This window comes from Stenotrophomonas sp. PD6 (assembly GCF_049199305.1).
Taxonomy (GTDB): domain Bacteria; phylum Pseudomonadota; class Gammaproteobacteria; order Xanthomonadales; family Xanthomonadaceae; genus Stenotrophomonas.
This window is the reverse complement of sequence record NZ_JBLZQD010000002.1, coordinates 428987-448175: the sequence shown is the minus strand read 5'-3', so window position 1 is coordinate 448175 and position 19189 is coordinate 428987. Positions and strand designations below refer to the sequence as shown.

At 68.2% G+C, this 19189-nt stretch carries 16 protein-coding genes; 10 read left to right on the top strand and 6 right to left on the bottom strand.

The features are described from left to right. Nucleotides 1–100: 100 nt before the first annotated feature. A complete protein-coding gene (locus ACOZHM_RS04805) occupies nt 101–3457 on the bottom strand; it encodes a TIM-barrel domain-containing protein (protein ID WP_421567856.1) in 3357 nt (1118 codons plus the stop codon). Between the two features lie 322 nt (nt 3458–3779). Here ACOZHM_RS04805 and ACOZHM_RS04800 point away from each other — a divergent pair, with 322 nt between their 5' ends. The 6 genes from ACOZHM_RS04800 to ACOZHM_RS04775 are packed head-to-tail and all read left to right on the top strand — an operon-like array spanning nt 3780 to nt 11024. Continuing rightward, complete coding sequence (locus ACOZHM_RS04800) at nt 3780–4937, top strand: SIS domain-containing protein (protein ID WP_421567855.1); 1158 nt, start codon at nt 3780–3782, stop codon at nt 4935–4937. After that, a complete protein-coding gene (locus tag ACOZHM_RS04795; RefSeq protein WP_421567853.1) occupies nt 4930–5877 on the top strand; it encodes an ROK family protein in 948 nt (315 codons plus the stop codon). The genes ACOZHM_RS04800 and ACOZHM_RS04795 overlap by 8 nt, the downstream gene beginning before the upstream one ends. A gap of 38 nt (nt 5878–5915) precedes the next feature. After that, a complete protein-coding gene (locus ACOZHM_RS04790; protein ID WP_421567852.1) occupies nt 5916–7244 on the top strand; it encodes a D-tagatose-bisphosphate aldolase, class II, non-catalytic subunit in 1329 nt (442 codons plus the stop codon). Between the two features lie 33 nt (nt 7245–7277). Next, on the top strand, nt 7278–8054 hold the full coding sequence (locus tag ACOZHM_RS04785; protein ID WP_421567851.1) for a DeoR family transcriptional regulator: 777 nt from the start codon (nt 7278–7280) through the stop codon (nt 8052–8054). Next, a complete protein-coding gene (gene nagA, locus ACOZHM_RS04780; RefSeq protein WP_421567850.1) occupies nt 8051–9166 on the top strand; it encodes an N-acetylglucosamine-6-phosphate deacetylase in 1116 nt (371 codons plus the stop codon). The genes ACOZHM_RS04785 and nagA overlap by 4 nt, the downstream gene beginning before the upstream one ends. A 49-nt stretch (nt 9167–9215) precedes the next feature. Beyond that, entirely contained in the window at nt 9216–11024 is a 1809-nt protein-coding gene (locus ACOZHM_RS04775) for an MFS transporter (RefSeq protein WP_421567849.1), read from the top strand. Between the two features lie 47 nt (nt 11025–11071). Here the strand turns inward: ACOZHM_RS04775 and ACOZHM_RS04770 are convergent, their stop codons facing one another. The 5 genes from ACOZHM_RS04770 to ACOZHM_RS04750 all read right to left on the bottom strand — a co-directional run bounded on the left by ACOZHM_RS04770 (nt 11072) and on the right by ACOZHM_RS04750 (nt 14832). Continuing rightward, a complete protein-coding gene (locus ACOZHM_RS04770; RefSeq protein WP_421567848.1) occupies nt 11072–11569 on the bottom strand; it encodes a SecDF P1 head subdomain-containing protein in 498 nt (165 codons plus the stop codon). Nucleotides 11570–11637: 68 nt separating this feature from the next. Then, nucleotides 11638–12201, bottom strand: coding sequence for an HdeD family acid-resistance protein (locus ACOZHM_RS04765; RefSeq protein ID WP_421567846.1), 564 nt, complete (start codon nt 12199–12201; stop codon nt 11638–11640). Between the two features lie 69 nt (nt 12202–12270). Then, nucleotides 12271–12969, bottom strand: a complete 699-nt coding sequence (locus ACOZHM_RS04760; protein ID WP_421567845.1) for a ComF family protein — start codon at nt 12967–12969, stop codon at nt 12271–12273. Between the two features lie 106 nt (nt 12970–13075). Next, complete coding sequence (locus tag ACOZHM_RS04755) at nt 13076–14347, bottom strand: type II toxin-antitoxin system HipA family toxin (RefSeq protein WP_421567844.1); 1272 nt, start codon at nt 14345–14347, stop codon at nt 13076–13078. Between the two features lie 2 nt (nt 14348–14349). Next, nucleotides 14350–14832, bottom strand: coding sequence for a helix-turn-helix transcriptional regulator (locus tag ACOZHM_RS04750; RefSeq protein WP_421567843.1), 483 nt, complete (start codon nt 14830–14832; stop codon nt 14350–14352). A gap of 257 nt (nt 14833–15089) precedes the next feature. On the opposite strand from ACOZHM_RS04750, the gene bioB reads away from it, so the two are divergent. From bioB to ACOZHM_RS04730, 4 genes are all read left to right on the top strand, one after another. Further along, a complete protein-coding gene (bioB, locus tag ACOZHM_RS04745; protein ID WP_421567842.1) occupies nt 15090–16139 on the top strand; it encodes a biotin synthase BioB in 1050 nt (349 codons plus the stop codon). Between the two features lie 79 nt (nt 16140–16218). After that, nucleotides 16219–17430 (top strand): 8-amino-7-oxononanoate synthase, encoded by a 1212-nt coding sequence (bioF, locus tag ACOZHM_RS04740; RefSeq protein ID WP_421567840.1) that lies wholly within the window; start codon nt 16219–16221, stop codon nt 17428–17430. Between the two features lie 22 nt (nt 17431–17452). Further along, a complete protein-coding gene (bioH, locus tag ACOZHM_RS04735) occupies nt 17453–18214 on the top strand; it encodes a pimeloyl-ACP methyl ester esterase BioH (RefSeq protein WP_421568109.1) in 762 nt (253 codons plus the stop codon). A gap of 59 nt (nt 18215–18273) precedes the next feature. Then, nucleotides 18274–19056, top strand: coding sequence for an SDR family oxidoreductase (locus ACOZHM_RS04730; RefSeq protein WP_421567839.1), 783 nt, complete (start codon nt 18274–18276; stop codon nt 19054–19056). The last annotated feature ends 133 nt before the right edge of the window (nt 19057–19189 follow it).

The window sequence follows — 19189 nt, the reverse complement described above, 5'->3', positions numbered from 1 at the left end:
CTGCCTGGGTGGGTTCTTTCGGGCAACAGTCCCCCGCACCACGGCCAGCGGGCCGTAGTCGGGAAACGGGGGGATTTTTTTCAGCGTGGTAGTGCGTGGGTCAGGGCGACACGATGCTGGCGGTATCGCCCTCCTGTCCGATCAAAGCGGCGTTGGCCCAGTTGCCACATACCTGTGCGGGTTGCGTGCCCTGCGCGCCGAGCGTGCGCAGGCTCAGCCGCTGCAGACCACGGATATCCAGCTCGGGTTTGACCACGCCCGGTGCTTTCACCAGGCCGCTGTCGTAGAGCAGGCGGTCGTCGCCCCAGACCTGGAACTGCATACCACCGGCAGCACGGCAGGCATCATCGATACCCAGGTCGGCACGCAGCAGGCGCCACTGGCCCTGCAACTGCAGGTCGATGCGGCTGACCGGTCCGACGCCCAGGCCGCGGCGGAACAGCAGACCGTTCATGCGCATGGGCTGGTCGCCACGGAAGGCCAGGTCGGTACGCACCTGCGCGTTGGCGGCGGCCGGCAGGGTCAGTTCGGACAGGTAGCGCTGCTGCGCCGGGCGCTCCGCCACCTGGTGCTCCAGGATCTGGAACGTGGACAGGGTGATCGGGCCCACATCGCGCGGTTGCAGTGCATCCACCGCACGCGCGACGTTGCCCTGCGCGGCGGTGACCATCGGGTCGCTGCCGGCGGCCCCGTCGCCGTCGGGGTTCTGCACGCTGAGCACGCGGAAGCGCAGCAGGCGGCCGGCGCGGGCGGGGAAGTCGATCTGCTGCAGGTCCTGCTTCAAGGCCAGGCGTCCGCGCTTGATCGGCTCGCCCCATTCGCCGTTGCTGTCCGCCAGGTAGATCTCGTAGTCGCGGATCTGCCCGCTCTTCCAGTGCTGGTCGTTGCGAGGCGCCAGTGCGATGCCATCGATCAGCCGACGTTCGCCGAAACCGATCACCCACTCGTGGGCGCCGGTACGCACGGCCTGGTTGCGCACGGTGCGGAACCAGGTGGCCGGGTCGTCATCGAACGCCTTCTCCAGCTCGTAGCCGCGCTCTTCCGCCGGGCGGTTCACCACCAGCAGGCTGTCGGCCGGCAGCGCGCGTCCCAGCACGGGGGCGGCGGGGAAAACGTCATCAGCGGGCGCCGGTGCCTGCGCGATATCCAGCTGGAAGGCGAGCGGCTGGCGGATGTCGGTCGGCACGGTGCGCACGTGCACGGTGCCCCGGCGTTCGCCTGCGTCGTAGTACCACCCTTCCGGCGCGGCCTGCCACGCAGCGGCATCGGCCACCATCGGTAGCACGCGACCATCGAGGTTGACCGCCGCCGGCTTCAGCCGGCTGAGCACACGCAGCGCATAGCGGCGCTGCGCCAGCTGCCCCTGGTACTGCCCGCGCACACCCTCGATGTTGACCTGCACCGGCCCACTGCCCTGGGCCGGGGCCTGCATGGTGATCTGCTGCTGGCTGGATTCGCCCTTCTCGTAGCGGCGCGTGTTGCCGTCGTCTTCGTACATCGTGTACTGCGAGCTGCCCTGCGGATACAGATCGAAGGTGACCTCATCCAGCGGCTTCTGGCCGTCGTACAGCATCTCCGGGTACATCGGCACGATGGCGCCGGCGCGTACGAACAGTGGAAGGGTGGCCAGGTCGACCGCGCGGTCCAGCTGGCGGCCTTCGGCACCGGCCTGCACCGCACGGCCATCCCAATAGTCGATCCAGCGGCCCTGCGGCAGGTGGATGTCGCGGCGCCAGCCCCGGCTGGCGGCCTGGCTGCGGTACACCGGCGCCACCAGCAGGTCGCGGCCCAGCAGGAACTGATACTTGTAGGTTTCGTTCCAGGCGTTGGGGTCTTGCGGGTAATCCCACATCAACGCGCGCAGGATCGGCGCGCCGGTGGTCGCCGCGTCATGCGCCAGACCGTACATGTACGGGGTCATGCGCATCTTCAATTTCAGGTAATCGCGGTTGACGCTGCGGTAGGGCTCGTCGAACCACCACGGGTGCTTGCGCGCACTGCCCGACCAGCCGGACATGCCCATCAGCACCGGGGTGAAGCTCTTCCACTGCAGGTCGCGGGTGAAGGTTTCGGCGCTGCCGCCAAAAATCGCGTCCACGTCGCCACTGGCGTAGGCCATGCCGGACAGGCCCGAGCCCACCAGGGTGGGAATGTGCCAGCGGATGTAATCCCAGCTGCTGCTCTGGTCGCCGGTCCAGGCCACTGCGTAGCGCTGGATGCCCGCCCACCCCATCACCGTCCACAGGAACGGGCGCGAATCGGAGTTGTGCAGGATGCCGTTGAACGCGGACTGGTTGGCGTCCATCGCGAACTGGTAGCCCTTGCCGGTCCAGGCCACGTCGAGTTTCTGCACACGGCTGCCGGCGGTACCGACTTCCCACTTGATCTTGTCGACACCGTTCTCGGTCCACAAGCCGGTCTTGAAGCCGTACTTCGCCAGGCCCTGCACCGTTTCCGGCAACGCCTTGTAACCGCAGCCGTACCCATCATTGGGCAGGATCCAGCCGCCAGGCATGTCGTGGTCGCGGTACTGCCTGGCCACGCTGTCGACCACGTCCGGCGTGGTGCCGGTGGGGCCATCGCTCCAGCCTTCGGGCACGCTGCCCGGCTTCTTGATGTTGTCGCCGTCGTTGTAGCAGTCGGCATCGCCATACGAGAACGCCCAACGCGGCAGCAGCGCGGCGCGCCCGGTCAGCGCGGTGTAGCGATCAAGCAGCGCGGGCAGGCCAGCGCCGACGAAGTAGTAGGCATCGAAGCGGTCTTCGCGGTGCAGAAGGGTGGCCTGGTCGGCCTGGCGCAGGTCGTAGCTGCCATCGCTCCAGGTGTTGCGCAGCATGCCCCAGCCGCGGGAGCTGAGCAGCATCGGCGCGGGATTGGGGCGGTCGCCCTCCTCCCAGCCGCCGGAATACGACACCTCCAGCTCACGCCCCTTGAAGGCAAAGCGGCCGTTCTGCTGGCCTCCGCCAACAAATTGCTCGTCCGCTTCACTGCTCAGCACCTGCACGCTCTGCGCGGTATCCAGGTCCAGCGGCTGCAGTTCGCGCCACATCGCGACATCGCCGCCGGCATCGCGGCGGTCCAACGCCAGCCGCAATGGTTGGCGCTGGATGTGCAGCACCAGCGCCCCGGTGCGGATGCGCAGTTCGGCGGCGTCTTCTTCCAGCTGGAAGGGCACGGCGGCGGTGGCCTGCGGCAGCACGATCGGGGCCGCCTTGTCGCCGGCCGGCTGCAGCGTGGCGCCGCGCCCGGCCTGTACGCGCAGCAGGTCATCGCGCAGCAGGTCCACGCGGACGGTCATGCCGTTGTCGGTGGCCAGCGTCCAGGCCGTTGCAGTTCCCCCGGGCACGGCGCGAATGGACTGCAGGTTGCCCAGCGGCGCGGCGTGCGTGGGCACGGCCAGCAACAGCGGGGCCAACAGGGAGAGACTGAGTACGGTGCGTCGACAGCGGGTAACCACGTTGCCCCCAAAGCCCGCGTTCGGCGGGTGTCCGAAACCATTGCGGCGGACTATGGGGCAGCTACTCGAAAGATGTCAACAAATTGAAAAGAAAAAAGAATGGGAATTGCGCTCAAACGAAAGATGACGCAAAGCACCACTTTCTATATGCACGCTGAACGCGACAAAATTTCCTTGCGCGGCGTGAAGATAGGCAAGTCCTATAGCGCAGGGAACGACATTGCGATCGAAAACTGTGACCGACCAAACTTATTTTAATCTTTCGATAATTGACATTTCGAAAGAAAACATCGAAATTGCGGTCGCCCAACAGGAATTGCAAATGCACGTCACCCTGCTCCCCGACCTGACCGCCTGGCAGCGCCTTGGCGGCGCACACACTGCGGAAGAAATCGCCCAGCAACCCCGCCTGTGGTTGGCCCTGGCCGACGCACTGGAGTCGGCCCACACGCGTATCGACAGCTTCCTGGCCGATGCGCTGCGCCAGCCCGGGCAGCGGGTGATCCTGACCGGCGCCGGCAGCTCCGGCTTCATCGCCGAGATGGTCGCCGACCAGATCAACGCGCAGTGGCCAGCGGAGGTGCGCGCACTGCATACCACCAGCCTGCTTACCCATTCCGAGCTGTACCTGCAGCGCGACCGCCCGACCCTGCTGGTGTCATTCGGTCGCAGCGGCTCCAGCCCGGAGAGCGTGGCGGCGGTGGAACTGGTGCGCGCACAGGTGGATGACGCGCGCTTCCTGGACATCACCTGCAATGCCGACGGCGCGCTGGCCCAGCGCGGCCAGGGCCGCAGCGACACGCTGTCGCTGCTGATGCCCGCGGCCAGCTGTGACCGCGCGTTCGCGATGACCAGCAGCCTCAGCTGCATGCTGCTGGCCGCGCTGAGCGTGTTCGACAGCGCACCGTGGCCGCAGCGCATCGCACGCCTGCGCGATCTGGCCGTGCACGGCGAGCAGGCGCTGCGCGCGTGGGATGCCCCCTTGGCGGCGCTGGCACAGAGCGGCTGCACACGCGTGATCTACCTCGGCAGCGGCCCGCTGGAAGCGGCGGCGCGCGAGGCCGCGCTGAAAGTGCTGGAACTCACCGCCGGGCGCGTGCTCGCGCTGGCCAACACGCCGCTGGGGTTCCGCCACGGCCCCAAGTCCACCCTCAATGCCGACACCCTGGTGGTGATGCTGCGCAGCGCGCAGCCACTGGCCCGGCGCTACGAGCAGGACCTGCTGAACGAACTGCGCCGCGACGGGATCGCCGCGCGGGTCATCTCGGTCGGGCCATCCGGCGCGGACACCGCCGAGGGTGACTTCGTGCTCGACGCGCCGGCGCTGCCGGACGCGTGGCTGGCACCGCTGTGGCTGGTGATGGCGCAGTGCTTCGCGCTGCAGCGGTCGGCCGCGCTCGGGCTGACTCCGGACAACCCCTTCCCCGACGGCACGGTCAACCGTGTGGTACAGGGTGTGACCATCCACCCCCATGGCTGAGCTCACCCACCTCATGCAGACCTGGTACGGCATCGACATCGGCGGCACCAAGATCGAGCTGGTGGCGTGCGACGCGGCATTGCAGGTGCACTATCGCCAGCGCGTGGCGACGCCCACGGACGACTACCCTGCGTTCGTCCAGGCGATCGGCCAGCTGGTGGATGCCGCCGATGCCGCCTTGGGAACGCGTGCGCACGCCGTCGGCCTCGGCCTGCCGGGGGTGCGTGACCGCGACAGCGGCCGACAGCTCAGCGCCAACGTCCCCGCGCTGAGCGGTCGCATGGTCGGGCACGACCTGCAGGTGCGGCTCCAGCGCCCGCTGGCCTTGGGCAACGACCAGCAATGCTTCGCCTTGTCTGAAGCCCATGGCGGCGCCGCCGCAGGCTATCCGAGCATGTTCGGGGTGATCCTTGGCACCGGCGCCGGCGGCGGTTACTGCCTGAACGGCCAGCTGTTGGCCGGCAACAACGGCATTGCGGGCGAGTGGGGCCACTGGAGCCTGCCCGCAATACTGCAGGTGCGTCATGACCTGCCGCTGCTGGACTGCGGCTGCGGCCTGCGTGGTTGTCTGCAGAACTATGTGTCCGGCGGTGGCCTGACGATGATTCACGAACGCAAGGGCGGTAGCGCGCTGCAGGCCTCTTCGGTGGTCGCACTGGCCCACGACGGTGACGCGATCGCGCTGCAGGCGCTGGCGATCCACCGCGACCTGCTCGGTTACAGCGTCGCCAGCCTGATCCTGGCCCTGGACCCACACGTGATCGTGCTGGGCGGCGGCCTTTCCAAGCTGGAACAGCTGTACCGCGACCTGCCCGCGGCGATTGCGCCCTACCTGTTCAACGGCGCGCGCGTGCCGCCGATCCTGCCGCCGGCCTTCGGCGATGCCGGCGGTGCACGGGGTGCGGCGCTGCTGGCACGCCAGCACCATCCCGCGCGCTGACTCCCCCTCTTCCCCTTCCGCCACGCTGGAGCGTTGCCATGTCTGCCGTCCAATCGTTGATCGCCGCCCATCGCCAGGGCCAGCCCGTTGGCCTGTACAGCGTGTGCTGCAGCAACGAGCAGGTGCTGCTGGCCGCCATGCAGGTCGCGCGCGACTGCGACACCGTGCTGCTGATCGAGGCCACCTCCAACCAGGTGGACCAGTTCGGCGGCTACACCGGCATGACGCCGCCGCAGTACCGCGACTACGTGCTGCAGCTCGCGCGCAGCCAGGACTTCCCGGCCGAACGCCTGATCCTGGGCGGCGACCACCTCGGCCCGAATGCGTGGCAGAAGGGGCTGGCGGAGGCCGCGATGGCCAACGCGCGCACGCTGATCGAAGCCTACGTTGCTGCCGGCTTCCACAAGATCCACCTGGATTGCAGCATGTCCTGCGCCGACGATCCGAGCCCGCTGCCGGATGCCACCGTGGCGGCGCGCTCGGCCGAACTGGCACGCATTGCCGAACGCACGGCCGCCGAGCACGGGCTGCCGCCGCCGGTCTATGTGATCGGCACCGAAGTGCCGGTGCCCGGCGGTGAAGCGTCGCTGGAAGGCGGATTGGCCGTGACCACGCCGGCCGCCGCAGCGACCACCCTGGCGATCCACCGCGAGGCATTCTCTGCACCGGATCTGCTGCCGGCCTGGGAGCGCGTCATCGCGATGGTGGTGCAGCCGGGCGTGGATTTCGACCACAGCAGCGTGCACCGCTACGACCCGGTGGCCGCGCAGGCGCTGTCGGCATTCGTGGGCACCCAGCCGCGCATCGTGTTCGAGGCGCACTCCACCGATTACCAGACCGAAGCCGGCCTGCATGCCCTGGTGCGCGACCACTTCGCCATCCTCAAGGTCGGCCCTGCGGCCACGTACGCCTTCCGCGAGGCCGTCTTCGCGCTCGCGATGATCGAGCGCGAGCTGCTGCCGGCGGCGGACTGCTCGCAGCTCATCGAGGTGCTCGACCGCTGCATGCTGGACAAGCCGGCCAGCTGGCGCGGCTACTACCAGGGCGACGCGCACGAACTGCGCCTGCTGCGCGCGTATTCGCTGAGCGACCGCAGCCGCTATTACTGGGGCGAACCGCCGGTGCAGGCAGCGCTGGCCACCCTGGTGGACAACCTCACCCGGCACGCGCCGCCGCTGATCCTGCTCAGCCAGTTCCTGCCGGAGCAGCGCAAGGCGGTGGAGACCGGCGCGCTGCGCGCCGAGCCGCTCGCGCTGATCCAGCACAAGGTGGGCCTGCGCCTGGCCGAATACGCCCGCGCTTGCGCTCGCAACGTGTTTGACCCCAATAACGAAGCTTTTTGCGCCACGGAGCTTTCGGAACGGTAAGCTTCGGCTTTCCTTCCGAATGGAATCGCCCTCATGCGCAACACACGCCAGCGTCGTCAACAGATCCTGCAATTGCTGGTGGAACACGGCAACGTACAGGTCAGCGAACTGGTGGAGCGCTTCGGCGTGTCGGCGGTGACCATCCGCGCCGACCTGACCCACATCGAGTCGCAGGGCCTGGCCACCCGTACCCACGGCGGTGCGACGCTGGTGCGCAAGCCGCCGCTGGAGCAGGACATCCATGAGAAGGACACCCTCAACCTGCCGCTGAAGGACAGCATCGGCGCGCACGCCGCACGGCTGGTGCGCTCGGGCGACAACATCATCATCGATTCCGGCTCCACCACCATGACGCTGGCGCGGCACCTGCGCGCGCACCGCGACGTGACGGTGATGACCAACGGCCTGAACATCGCCTGGGAGCTGGCCAACGCACCGGGCGTGGAGCTGCTGCTCACCGGCGGGCTGCTGCGCAAGCAGTCGCTGTCGCTGCAGGGCAGCCAGGCCGAGGCCAGCCTCAACACCTACAGCTTCGACACCCTGTTCCTGGGCGTGGACGGCCTGGACCTGCAGTTCGGCCTGACCACCCACCACGAAGCCGAGGCCAGCCTCAACCACCGCATGGTCGAACGCGCCCGGCGCGTGGTGGTGCTGACCGATGCCTCCAAGTTCGGCCACGTCAGCCTGCACCGCATCGCCCGCCTCGAGCAGGTCCACACCATCATCACCGATGCCAGCATCGCGCCCGAATACCTGGAAGGGCTGCAGAAACTGGGCATCGAAGTGATCATCGCCGAGTCCACCCCTTGACCCCAGCCTCGTCCCTGCATGGCCGCATCCTGACCGCGAACGGCTGGGTGCGTGGCGATATCCACTTCGGCACGCATATCGCCGCGATCAGCAGCGACCACACGGACCCGCGCGGCGAGGACGAGGTGCCGCTGATCCTGCCCGGCTTCATCGACCTGCATGTGCATGGCGGTGCCGGGGTGGACATCATGCAGGGCGGGGACACCGCCACCACCGTGGCACGCGCGCATGCGCGGCACGGCACCACCGCGATGCTGGGCACGACCATGACCGCGCATGCCGACGACATCGTGCGCGCCCTGCAGGGTCTGTCGTCGGCCATCGCGCAGCGCGCGCCGGGCACGGCCCGCGTGCTTGGCGTGCACCTGGAAGGGCCGTTCATCAGCGCCGAACGCCTGGGTGCGCAGCCGCCGTTGATGGTCGAAGCCACGCTGGACGAGGTGCGCCACCTGCATGCCATCGCGCCGATCAAGGTGTTGACGCTGGCGCCGGAGATCGGCCAGCACCAGGCCCTGATTCCCGCGCTGTGCGCGCTGGGCATCCGCGTGCAGCTGGGCCATAGCGCCGGCACCTACGCCGATGGCGTGGCCGCGCTGGAGGCGGGCGCGGCCGGCTTCACCCACCTGTTCAACGGCATGACCGGCGTGGACCACTACCACCCCGGCATCGCCACGGCGGCCCTGGCCCATGCCGAGTACGCCGAACTGATTCCCGACCTGCAGCATGTCCACCCCGGCGCGATCCGCACCGCACTGCGCGCCATTCCGCGCCTGTACTGCGTGACCGACGCCACTGCCGCCACCGGCATGCCCGATGGCGAATACGCGCTGGGCGTGCAGCGGGTGCACAAGTGCCTGGGCTGCGTGCGCCTGGAGAGCGGCTCGCTGGCCGGCAGCGCGCTGACCATGGACCAGGCGCTGCGCAACCTGGTTGCGCTGGGACTGGCGCTGGATGACGCGTCCAACCGTGTTTCACGCTTCCCGGCCAACTATCTGGGCCTGCAGGACCGCGGCCGCGTGCAGCCCGGCGCCTGGGCGGATCTGGTCGTGCTCGACCGTGACCTGCGCGTGCAGCAGGTGGTGGTGGAAGGCGAACGCATCGCGCTTGATTGACTGATTCCGCGCCGCAGGCGGCGCGTTCCATCGTAGACAGGACCGCACCATGAACGACGTTTCCGCCGCCATGCCCGTGCCCGCTTCCGACCGCGCCCCGCGCTGGCCGGTGCGCTATCTGTTGTTCATCGGCGGCATGGGCGGCCTGCTCTACGGCATCGACATCGGCATCATCGCCGGTGCCCTGCCCTATCTGGAGGCCACGGCCACCGCCAGCTGGCACCTCACCACCCAGCAGCTGGGTTTCGTGGTCGCCGCCGTGCTGCTGGGCAGTGTGCTGTCCTCGCTGTTTGCCGGCGCCGTTGCCGACCTGATCGGCCGGCGTGGCGCGATGGCGTTGGCCGGCGTGTTGTTCACCGCCAGCATTCCGGTGATGGCCTTGTCCGAAGGCTACGGCCCCCTGCTGATGGGGCGGCTGCTGCAGGGCATCAGCGGTGGCCTGATCGGCGTGGTGGTGCCGCTGTACCTGGCCGAGGTACTCAGCCCCGAACGGCGCGGACGCGGTGCGGCCATGTTCCAGCTGCTGCTGACCATCGGGCTGGTACTGGCGGCCGTGATCGGGCTGTATCACGCCCACAGCGTGGACGTGGCCGCCGCTGCCGTGGCGCATCTTCCAGGCGAGGAGCAGCAGCGCCTGCTCTATGTGGTGAAGGACCACGCGTGGCGCACCATCTTCTGGAGTTGCCTGCTACCCGGGCTGGTATTCACCGGGGGCGTGCTGCTGATCAGCGAATCGCCACGCTGGCTGGTGCGGCGTGGCCGCATCGCCAAGGCCCGCAGCGCGCTGCAGCGCACCGTGGCACCCGCCGAGGTGGAGGCGACGCTGGCGCGCATGCAGGCGCCGGACGCGCCGGCCAGCGACGGCAACCCGGCCAGGCGCGACCCGCTGCTGAGCCGCCGTTACGTGTGGCCGTTCGTGCTGGCCTGCCTGGTGCTGGCCTTCACCCAGGCCACCGGCATCAACTCGGTGCTGGCCTACGCGGTGAACATCCTCCATCAGGCCGGCCTGCCCGGGGCGGCGGCCAACTGGGCCGATGTCTCCATCAAACTGCTCAACGCGTTGATGACCGTGGTGGCGCTGGTGCTGGTGGACCGCAAGGGCCGCAAGTTCCTGCTGATGCTGGGCACCGGCGGCATCACCGTCGCCCTGCTGGGCGCGGCCTTGCTGTTCGTGCGCAGCGAACACGGCCGGCTGGACGTGCAGGCGGCGCTGCAGCAGCAGGTCACCGGACATACGCTGTCGCTGCCGATGGACGCCGCACAGTGGCAACGCCTGGATGGCAATGCCGGTACGCAGCCGCAGCAGCTCACCGTGTCGTACGCATACGGCGGCTTCAGCAACGTGCGCTCGCTGCGCAGCGACAATCCCATTGATGCCATGCTGCAGATCCGCCGCGAAGATGCGGTGTCGGCCGACAGCGTGATCGGGGCGTTCTTCCGCCGCATCCACCTCAATCCGTTCCCGGACCCGGCCGCCGCCGCGCAGGCGCCGCTGGTGATCGAGCGCGCGGTCGTCGGCCCGGTGCCCTCGCCCACCCATGGCTGGCTGGTCGCCGGCTGCATCCTGCTGTTCGTAGCGTTCTTCGCCGTCGGCCCCGGCGTGTGCGTGTGGCTGGCGCTGTCCGAACTGATGCCCACGCGGATCCGCTCCAACGGCATGAGCATCGCGCTGTTGATCAACCAGTTCGTGTCCACGGTGATCGCCGCGATCTTCCTGCCTACGGTCGGCCACCACGGCTACGCCAGCATGTTCTTCTTCTGGGCAGGGTGCACGTTGCTCTACTTCCTGGTCGCCGCGTTCCTGCTGCCGGAAACCAAGGGCAAGACGCTGGAGGAGATCGAGGCGAAGTTCCGCTGAAGACGTACCGGTGGCCAAGCCACCGGGCCTCCCAAGGCTGGACGCAACTACTGCGTCCCGCCGGTGATCTCGGTGTATATACGCTGCGCGTCGGCGGCACCCTCCAGGCCCGAAACCTGCATTGCCTCACCGAACGGACCCCGAATGGTGGCAACCGTCATCACCCGGTCTCCTACGGTAAAGGCAACGCGCCGGCCAATCCGCGCCTCGGTAGCGGCCAGGATGCGTGGCGCCGCGGCCTTGGTCATCTTCAGGTTGAGCACCGGCTGACCTTCGTAGTCTTCACCCACTGCCACTGACGCGACATCGGCAGTGGAAACGAAGGGCGGCTCCCGCAGTGCCAGTGTTGCGCCGTCCCGGTCCTTGAGGTGAGTGGAGCCGGGGGCAGCCTGCTCATCCACCTCACGCATCAGGAGGCGGACATGTGGAAGCGGCGCGGCACCGACGCCCTGGTCGGCGTGGCCGGGCGCATGGGGTGATTGCGCGCATCCGGCAAGTACAACGCTTGCAGCAAGCATCATTGCGATAAGCAGGGTTCTGCGCATGTGCATTCCCAAGGTAACCTGGCTGCATTGTCGCCGCTGCCTGCGTTCAACGCACACAATGACGCGCGCTATTTCAGACGACGCAGCCGGAACGCCACCACGATCTGCAGCACGCCGTAGATCAGGCTGCCGATACCGATCCACAGCGTGGTCACCGCCACGCCGCCCAGCGGGTTGGACACCATCATCGCGCCGAGCACGATGGCCAGCAGCCCGCTGACGATCAGCAGCCATTCGCCTTCGATCTGCTTGCGGACGCGGATGGCGAACACGATGCGGTAGATGCCGGCCATGATCAGCCAGAGCGCCAGCAACAGCACCAGCACCTTGGCGGTCACGAGCGGGTTGATGACGGCAAGCGCCCCGAAACCGATGGAGGCCAGCGCGTAGACCAGTGCCCAGCCGCGCGGCGCGCCGCTGTTGCCGCTGAACACCGCGAACAGGCTGATCAGGCCTTCCACCAGCGCCATGATGCCGATCGCCCACGCCAGCCCGGCGGCGGCGGACAGCGGCCGGGTGATGGCGATCAGGCCGAAGCCCACCGCCAGCAACCCGTAGAGCAGCACCACCCACCAGCTACGGCCAACCAACGACAACAGCGAGGTGCTGCGCAGTTCCGGAGCCTGGCTCATGGCGGTGTTCCTGGCGGAAGGGTCAACCCAGATCCTAGGCCTGCGCCCTGTGCACGCCGCGACAAGGATTCAGGGCGCCCGCGCGCAGACCCACAGCGTGGCCTCCTGCAGCCCGGACCGGCGCAGCGCGCGCACCGCCGCGTCCAGCGTGGCCCCGGTGGTCATCACGTCGTCGACCAGGGTCAGCCGGGGCGGCGGCGTGGCCTGGACCGCAAAGGCGCCGCGCAGGTTCTGGCGCCGCGCGTCGGCGTCCAACGTGGACTGCGCCACGGTCGCCCGGCTGCGGCAGAGCCCTGACCACAGCGGCAGGCCGAGTTCGCGGGCGAGTGGACGGGTCAGCTCCCGCGCCTGGTCATAACCGCGCTCACGCAGCCGGCGCCCGTGCAGGGGCATGGGCAGCAACGGCGCCGTTGCGAAGACTGGTACCGCCTGCAGCATCAGCTGCGCGAGCAGCCGTCCGGCCGCCAGGTCCTGGTGGAACTTGAAGCGCAGCACGAGCCGGTCGATGGGGGGCGCATAGAGGAAGGTGGCCGCCGCCCCCACCTGGCGCGGCGGCTCGCGCAGGCAGGCCCCGCAGGCACCCACTGGATCACCGGGCGGCAGCGGCAAGGCACACAGCGGGCAGGCGTGGTCGTTCCACGGCAGCTCGGCATGGCAGGCCGCACAGAGGTCCAGGCCGTCGTTGCCGGGGTTGGAGCAGACCAGGCAGCGCAACGGCAATACCTGCAGCGCGAGCCAGGACAGCGCGTCCAGTGGGTTCGGGAGCATGCCGTGCAGCGGAACGGAGTTGGGCTGTACAGCATCGCTACGTTGTACGCCGGGCTGTATCAGGGCAACCCGCTCTGGAGCGTGGCGGATTTCCGGACGTGGCGCCTCAGCGCTGGGAGTCGATGACGGCGTCCATCCTTTCAATCTCGGTGCGTCTTGCACCGTGAGCCCGTGCAACGGTTTTCCACGTCCCCACCGCGCGCCGTACTTCGGCCTCGATAGCTGCCGCTCGCCCGGGTGAGAGCTGATAGTAGGCTGCGGTTTCAAGAACGTGTTCCGTGGCCGGCGTGGGGTCTACCGAGTCCAACGCGAGCACATGCGTATCACTTGCTGTGTTGGGGTTGACGTCATAGGCAGGGGACAGCGCCCATCCGGTTTGGTTGCGCAGGAAGCCGTGATTGCGCAGGTGATCATCGCGGTTGCCGATCAGGACATTGAACAGGACCCGTCGAAAGAGCTGATGCAGATCGCCTGTGATCCGACCTTGTGCGCCCCCTTCTTCAATGACGCGCGCGATATCCAGGTAGCTGTGGTCCTCACTGTGCTCTGCGTCGATCAATGTGTGCGCGGAAGCAAAATAGGACCGCTCACCGGCAGTCCGATCAAAACGCTTGACCGCAAAGGTGTGCCCGCGAGGAGACAGATCCAACAGGGCTGCTGGCGGCATGGCGATGGCTGCTGCCACGGCAAGCTTCCAGGTGATGTACTCCCACAGTCCCACGTCATGTGCATCGTCGCGGCCAGGAAACTTTGCCAGCCAAAGCGAACCATCCGTGTCACGGTAGCCCGCCTTTGGCCTTGCTCCGCCAAGAGAAGCACCGGGCGCCACCAGCTGCATCAGCCAGCGATTTTCTTCGTCGTTGGTCAGCGCTGCACCGGATTCCACCTTGCCAGCGATGCTTTCCAGCCGGCGCAGGTCGGTAATGGGAGGCGTGGCGGGCTGACCGGAAGCGATCCAGACTCCCGTGTCGGGATCGCGCAGGCGGAGCGCACCCATGCGGGAGTCGTCGTCGACACCCATCAGGTAGTCCCACGCGCGTAAGCCCTTGGCCTTTCCGCCATCTCGGCGCGCACGCGCAGCTTCGCGGCGATCCATCAACAGGCGGCCCCATCGGTCGGGAGAACTGTCGTGGAAGGCGGGCGACACCTCTGCTGCTCCCTGTCGAGCGTACTGCCAGCCTTCGACGAGAGGCAGGTTCGCATCGATCGCAAACGGGGCAATTCCCATCACGCCGTCCAACCAGAGTTCGGTGTACGCAAAGGCAACGATCTCGCCCGTCCTGCTCGGCCTTCTGCTGAGCCAGCCCAATTGCACGGGGCGACACAGTGCCGGCGCGTCCAGCCAGACTTCCCGGTCAATCTGCTCGGACGTCGCCATGGCTACTTACCGCCACGGGGTTTGTTCCCCTGCCCGAGCGGAACGTTGATCGGCGGGGGGCGACGACTCGCGCGCAGCGCGTAGCGATCAGGCTCGGACTCCGACACGGCGTACGTGTCTTGCGGACGTATCTGGTTGTATGGGTATGCATCGCCCCTCCCCGCCGCGGGATTGGCCTTGCGTCGCCGAGGCGACGGCCGCCGCAGACTGCTGGCGGCGAGCTGCGCCCCCACGTCATCTGTGGCCGCAATCCTGTCGATGTCCTGATCGAGCCCCAGCGTGGACAGTACGCGCAGCACCGTGGAAAGGCTGGTGCTCGGATCGCCGGCCTCCAGTTTTCCAATTGTGGTGCGATCCACGCCTACGCGCTCGGCCAGGTTGGACTGGGTCATCCCTCGGGCGACTCGCGCCGTGCGAAGCCGTTGTCCCAACGCTTCGATCCGCTTGGCATGCTGAGGTCTAACGGGTGGGGTTCGCTTCGCCATGTCAGATATACCCATCACTGGTTGCGGCTATGATGCTTTTATCTCACATATCAACATAATTGGCCAGACAAACTCGCCATATGTTGCATTAAACTGCCTTTCAAGTTCTGTATGACACTTTTATTTGCCATGTGATCGAATAGTCTCTTGATACAAACGCCATCCGTAAACCAATTGATATGCACATTAGTTGACAGTTCAGTGGTGCGTTCACCAGACTGCCGCCCTTTCGTTGCCCAATCTGTCAGGACACTCCCATGGCTTCTGTCATCCGCCACGACTGGCACCACGAGGAACTGCTGGCATTGTTCGACCTGCCCTTCCCCGAGCTGCTGCACCGCGCTGCGGGGGTGCACCGGGCGTACTTCGACCCGGCCGAGGTGCAGGTTTCGACCCTGCTGTCGGTCAAGACCGGCGGTTGCCCGGAAGACTGCGCCTACTGCCCACAGGCACAGCGCTACGACACCGGCGTGAGTGCGCAGAAGCTGATGGCCACCGAAGAGGTGGTTGCCAAGGCCCGCCAGGCCAAGGCGGCCGGCGCGTCGCGGTTCTGCATGGGTGCGGCCTGGCGTTCGCCCAAGGACCGCGACATCCCCAAGGTGGCGGCGATGATCCGCGAGGTGAAGGCGCTGGGCCTGGAGACCTGCGCCACCCTGGGCATGCTCGATGGGGCACAGGCCGTGGCGCTGCGCGAGGCCGGGTTGGACTACTACAACCACAACCTGGACACCGCGCCGGATTACTACGACTCCATCATCCACACGCGCCAGTACCAGGACCGGCTGGACACGCTGGAGCACGTGCGCGAGGCCGGGTTGAAGACCTGCTGCGGCGGCATTGTCGGCATGGGCGAAACCCGCGCACACCGCGCCGGGCTGCTGCTGGCGCTGGCCAACCTGCCGGCGCACCCGGATTCGGTGCCGATCAACCGGCTGGTGCAGGTGGCCGGCACGCCGCTGCATGGCAGCGCCGAGCTGGACCCGTTCGAGTTCGTGCGCATGATCGCGGTCGCCCGGATCGTCATGCCCAAGGCGATGGTGCGGCTGTCGGCCGGGCGCGAGGCGATGAGCGACGAACTGCAGGCGCTGTGCTTCCTGGCCGGGGCCAACTCCATCTTCTATGGCGAGAAGCTGCTGACCACCGGCAACCCCGACACCGAGCGCGACCTGGCCCTGTTCAGCCGGCTGGGGCTGCGCCCGATGGCGGTGCAGGTGGACGCGGCCGGGCATGACCACCCGGATACGGTGCATGCCGACATTACCTGCGATGACCAACGGTCATCGCCCACCGGCGGATTAGCGGCCTGAGCCCTCCCCCGGGCGGTGCAGCGCAACGCCCGGCAAGCGAGTACGCTAGCTGCCCTGCCCGCCCATGACATTGACGACCATGGCCCGTCCCGACCTGCACGACCGCATCCAGTCCCAGCGCAAGCTTCGCGACGCGCAGGGCCGCATCCGTGTGCGCCGCACCGTGACCCGGCGCGATGGCGTGCGCCTGGAGGTCAACGGCCAATGGCTCACCGGCTTCTGCAGCAACGACTACCTGGGCCTGTCCCAGCAGTTCGGCGTGGTCAGCGCGCTGCAGGATGCCGCTGCGCGCGAAGGCGCCGGGGCCACCGCCTCGCACCTGATCTGCGGCCACCATGCACTGCATGAGGCGCTCGAAAAGGAAGTGGCCGATTGGCTGGGCTATCCGCGTGCGCTGCTGTTCGGCAGCGGGTTTGCCGCGAACCTGGCGGTGCAGCAGGCACTGCTCAGCGAAGAAGACGATGTGTGCGTGCAGGACCGGCTCAACCACGCCAGCCTGCTCGACGCCTCCCGCCTGGCCGGCTGCCGCCTGCGCCGCTACCCGCACCTGGATACCGAAGGCGCGCTGCGCCAGCTCAAGCACGCGCCGGACGGCGCGGCAATGCTGGCGACCGACGGCGTCTTCAGCATGGACGGCGACATTGCGCCGCTGCGCTCGCTGTCGCTGGTGGCGCGCATGCAGGAAGCGTTGTTGTACGTGGACGATGCCCACGGCATTGGCGTGGTCGGTGAGCACGGCCGCGGCTGCGTGGCCGAGGCCAGGCTGGGCGTGGCCGATGTGCCGCTGCAGCTGGTCACGCTGGGCAAGGCGCTGGGCGGCAGTGGTGCGGTGGTGGTGGGCGATGACGCGCTGATCCAGCACCTGGCCGAAACCGCACGCCCCTACATCTACACCACGGCCGTACCGCCGGCACAGGCCGCCGCCGCACTGGCGGCGGTGAAGCTGGCACGGCGCGATGACTGGCGCCGCGAGAAGCTGGCCGAACTGATCGGTGTGTACCGCGCCGGTGCACGCCAGCATGGCCTGGAGCTGATGCCGTCCGACACCCCGATCCAGCCGCTGTTGTGCGGCGCCGAGGCCACGGTGATGGCCTTGTCGGCGGCGCTGGAAGCGTCCGGTTTCCTGGTCAGCGCGATCCGTCCGCCGACCGTGCCGGAAGGCAAGGCCCGCCTGCGCGTCACGTTGTCGGCGCTGCACACGGTGCCGCAGGTACGCGCCCTCACCGACGCGATCGCACACGCACGCGACCAGGTACTGCGCCAGCAGTCGCTGGATGCGCTGAGCGCGTGATGCAGGGCGGTTGGGCGTGAGCATGCACATCGAGGTCGTCGGCACCGGTCCGGCCGTGGTGCTGATCCACGGCTGGGCCCTGCATGGCGGCGTGTTCGCGCCGCTGCTCGAACGGCTTTCCGCGCAGTTCGAACTGCACGTGGTGGACCTGCCGGGCCACGGCCACAGTCACGACGATGCCACGCCGCTGCGGCTGCCCTTTGTGGTCAGTGCCATTGCCGCCGCGACACCACCGGCGGTGTGGTGCGGCTGGTCGCTGGGCGGCCTGTTCGCCCTGCACGCGGCAGCCACGATGCCCAAGGTGCGCGGGCTGGCGATGATCGCGGCCACCCCACGCTTCGTGCGTGGCGAGGACTGGCCGCACGCGGTGGAACCGGCGGTGTTCGAGCAGTTCGGCCAGGACCTGGCCCAGGACTACCGGGGCACCCTCGAGCGCTTCCTGGCGCTCGACGCCATGGGCTCCGAACATGCCCGGCAGGAACTGCGCACGCTGCGCGCCACCCTGGTGGCGCGCGGTGAGCCCGCGCCACGGGCCTTGCAGGAAGGCCTGCACCTGCTGGAGAACACCGACCTGCGCGGCGCGCTGCCGGGCCTGCCGGTCCCCAGCCTGTGGCTGGCGGGCCAGCGCGACCGGCTGGTGTCGGCGCGGGCGATGCAGGCCGCCGCCGCGCTGGCGCCTGGGGCGACCGCCCATGTGGTGGCCCACGGCGGCCATGCACCGTACCTGGGCCATGCCGACGAGGTGGCCGCGCACCTGCAACACTTCGTTGCCGCGCTCGGTTGACCCATCCCGCACGCGCATCGCCGATCATGTCCTCCTGCCTTCGCTTACGGAACTGACCCATGGATCTTGGAATCGCCGGCCGCTGGGCCCTCGTCTGCGCCGCCAGTAAAGGCTTGGGGCTGGGGTGCGCGCGGGCACTGGTGCGCGAAGGCGTCAACGTGGTGATCGCCGCGCGTGGCGAAGAAGCGCTGCAGCGCGCCGGGCTGGAACTGCAGGCACTGCCCGGCGCCGGCCGGGTGGTGACCGTGGTCGCCGACGTCACCACCGAAGCGGGCCGTGCCGCCGCGCTGGCGGCCTGCCCGCAGGTCGACATCCTGGTCACCAACGCCGGCGGTCCCCCGGCAGGCGACTTCCGCCAGTTCGAGCGCGACGACTGGATCGCGGCGCTGGACGCGAACATGCTCGCGCCGATCGCACTGATCCGCGCCACCGTGGACGGCATGATCGAACGTGGCTTTGGCCGCGTGGTCAACATCACTTCCTCGTCGGTGAAGGCACCCATCGACATCCTGGGCCTGTCCAATGGTGCACGCTCGGGCCTGACCGGTTTCGTGGCCGGGCTGGCCCGCCGCACCGTCGCCCACAACGTGACCCTCAACAACCTGCTGCCCGGCCAGTTCGACACCGACCGCCTGCGCGGCAATTTCGCCTACATGGCCCAGCAGCAGGGCGTCGATGCCGGGCAGATCGCCGAGCGCAAGCGCACCCATATTCCGGCTGGGCGCTTCGGTACCGCCGACGAATTCGGCGCCGCCTGTGCCTTCCTGTGCAGCGCGCATTCGGGGTACATCACCGGCCAGAACCTGCTGATCGATGGCGGGGCGTATCCCGGCACATTTTGAGTTTCCGCCGCACGACCCACGGTCGTGGGCTACCGCCGGGGGGGGGCCCGGCCGGTGGGGGGGTTTGGGTTTTAGGGGGTTATATAAAACCCCCAAGAAAAACCAAACACACCCCCCCCCCGGTGGAGGGCCC

What these genes read in the sequence shown, in the direction of transcription:
- ACOZHM_RS04785 (WP_421567851.1), top strand. Translation starts at nt 7,278, where the DNA reads ATGCGCAACACACGCCAGCGTCGTCAACAGATCCTGCAATTGCTGGTG.
- ACOZHM_RS04770 (WP_421567848.1), bottom strand. Translation starts at nt 11,569, where the DNA reads ATGCGCAGAACCCTGCTTATCGCAATGATGCTTGCTGCAAGCGTTGTA.
- bioH (WP_421568109.1), top strand. Translation starts at nt 17,453, where the DNA reads ATGCACATCGAGGTCGTCGGCACCGGTCCGGCCGTGGTGCTGATCCAC.
- ACOZHM_RS04775 (WP_421567849.1), top strand. Translation starts at nt 9,216, where the DNA reads ATGAACGACGTTTCCGCCGCCATGCCCGTGCCCGCTTCCGACCGCGCC.
- ACOZHM_RS04790 (WP_421567852.1), top strand. Translation starts at nt 5,916, where the DNA reads ATGTCTGCCGTCCAATCGTTGATCGCCGCCCATCGCCAGGGCCAGCCC.
- bioF (WP_421567840.1), top strand. Translation starts at nt 16,219, where the DNA reads ATGGCCCGTCCCGACCTGCACGACCGCATCCAGTCCCAGCGCAAGCTT.
- ACOZHM_RS04765 (WP_421567846.1), bottom strand. Translation starts at nt 12,201, where the DNA reads ATGAGCCAGGCTCCGGAACTGCGCAGCACCTCGCTGTTGTCGTTGGTT.
- bioB (WP_421567842.1), top strand. Translation starts at nt 15,090, where the DNA reads ATGGCTTCTGTCATCCGCCACGACTGGCACCACGAGGAACTGCTGGCA.
- ACOZHM_RS04800 (WP_421567855.1), top strand. Translation starts at nt 3,780, where the DNA reads ATGCACGTCACCCTGCTCCCCGACCTGACCGCCTGGCAGCGCCTTGGC.
- ACOZHM_RS04755 (WP_421567844.1), bottom strand. Translation starts at nt 14,347, where the DNA reads ATGGCGACGTCCGAGCAGATTGACCGGGAAGTCTGGCTGGACGCGCCG.
- ACOZHM_RS04760 (WP_421567845.1), bottom strand. Translation starts at nt 12,969, where the DNA reads ATGCTCCCGAACCCACTGGACGCGCTGTCCTGGCTCGCGCTGCAGGTA.
- ACOZHM_RS04750 (WP_421567843.1), bottom strand. Translation starts at nt 14,832, where the DNA reads ATGGCGAAGCGAACCCCACCCGTTAGACCTCAGCATGCCAAGCGGATC.
- ACOZHM_RS04730 (WP_421567839.1), top strand. Translation starts at nt 18,274, where the DNA reads ATGGATCTTGGAATCGCCGGCCGCTGGGCCCTCGTCTGCGCCGCCAGT.
- ACOZHM_RS04795 (WP_421567853.1), top strand. Translation starts at nt 4,930, where the DNA reads ATGGCTGAGCTCACCCACCTCATGCAGACCTGGTACGGCATCGACATC.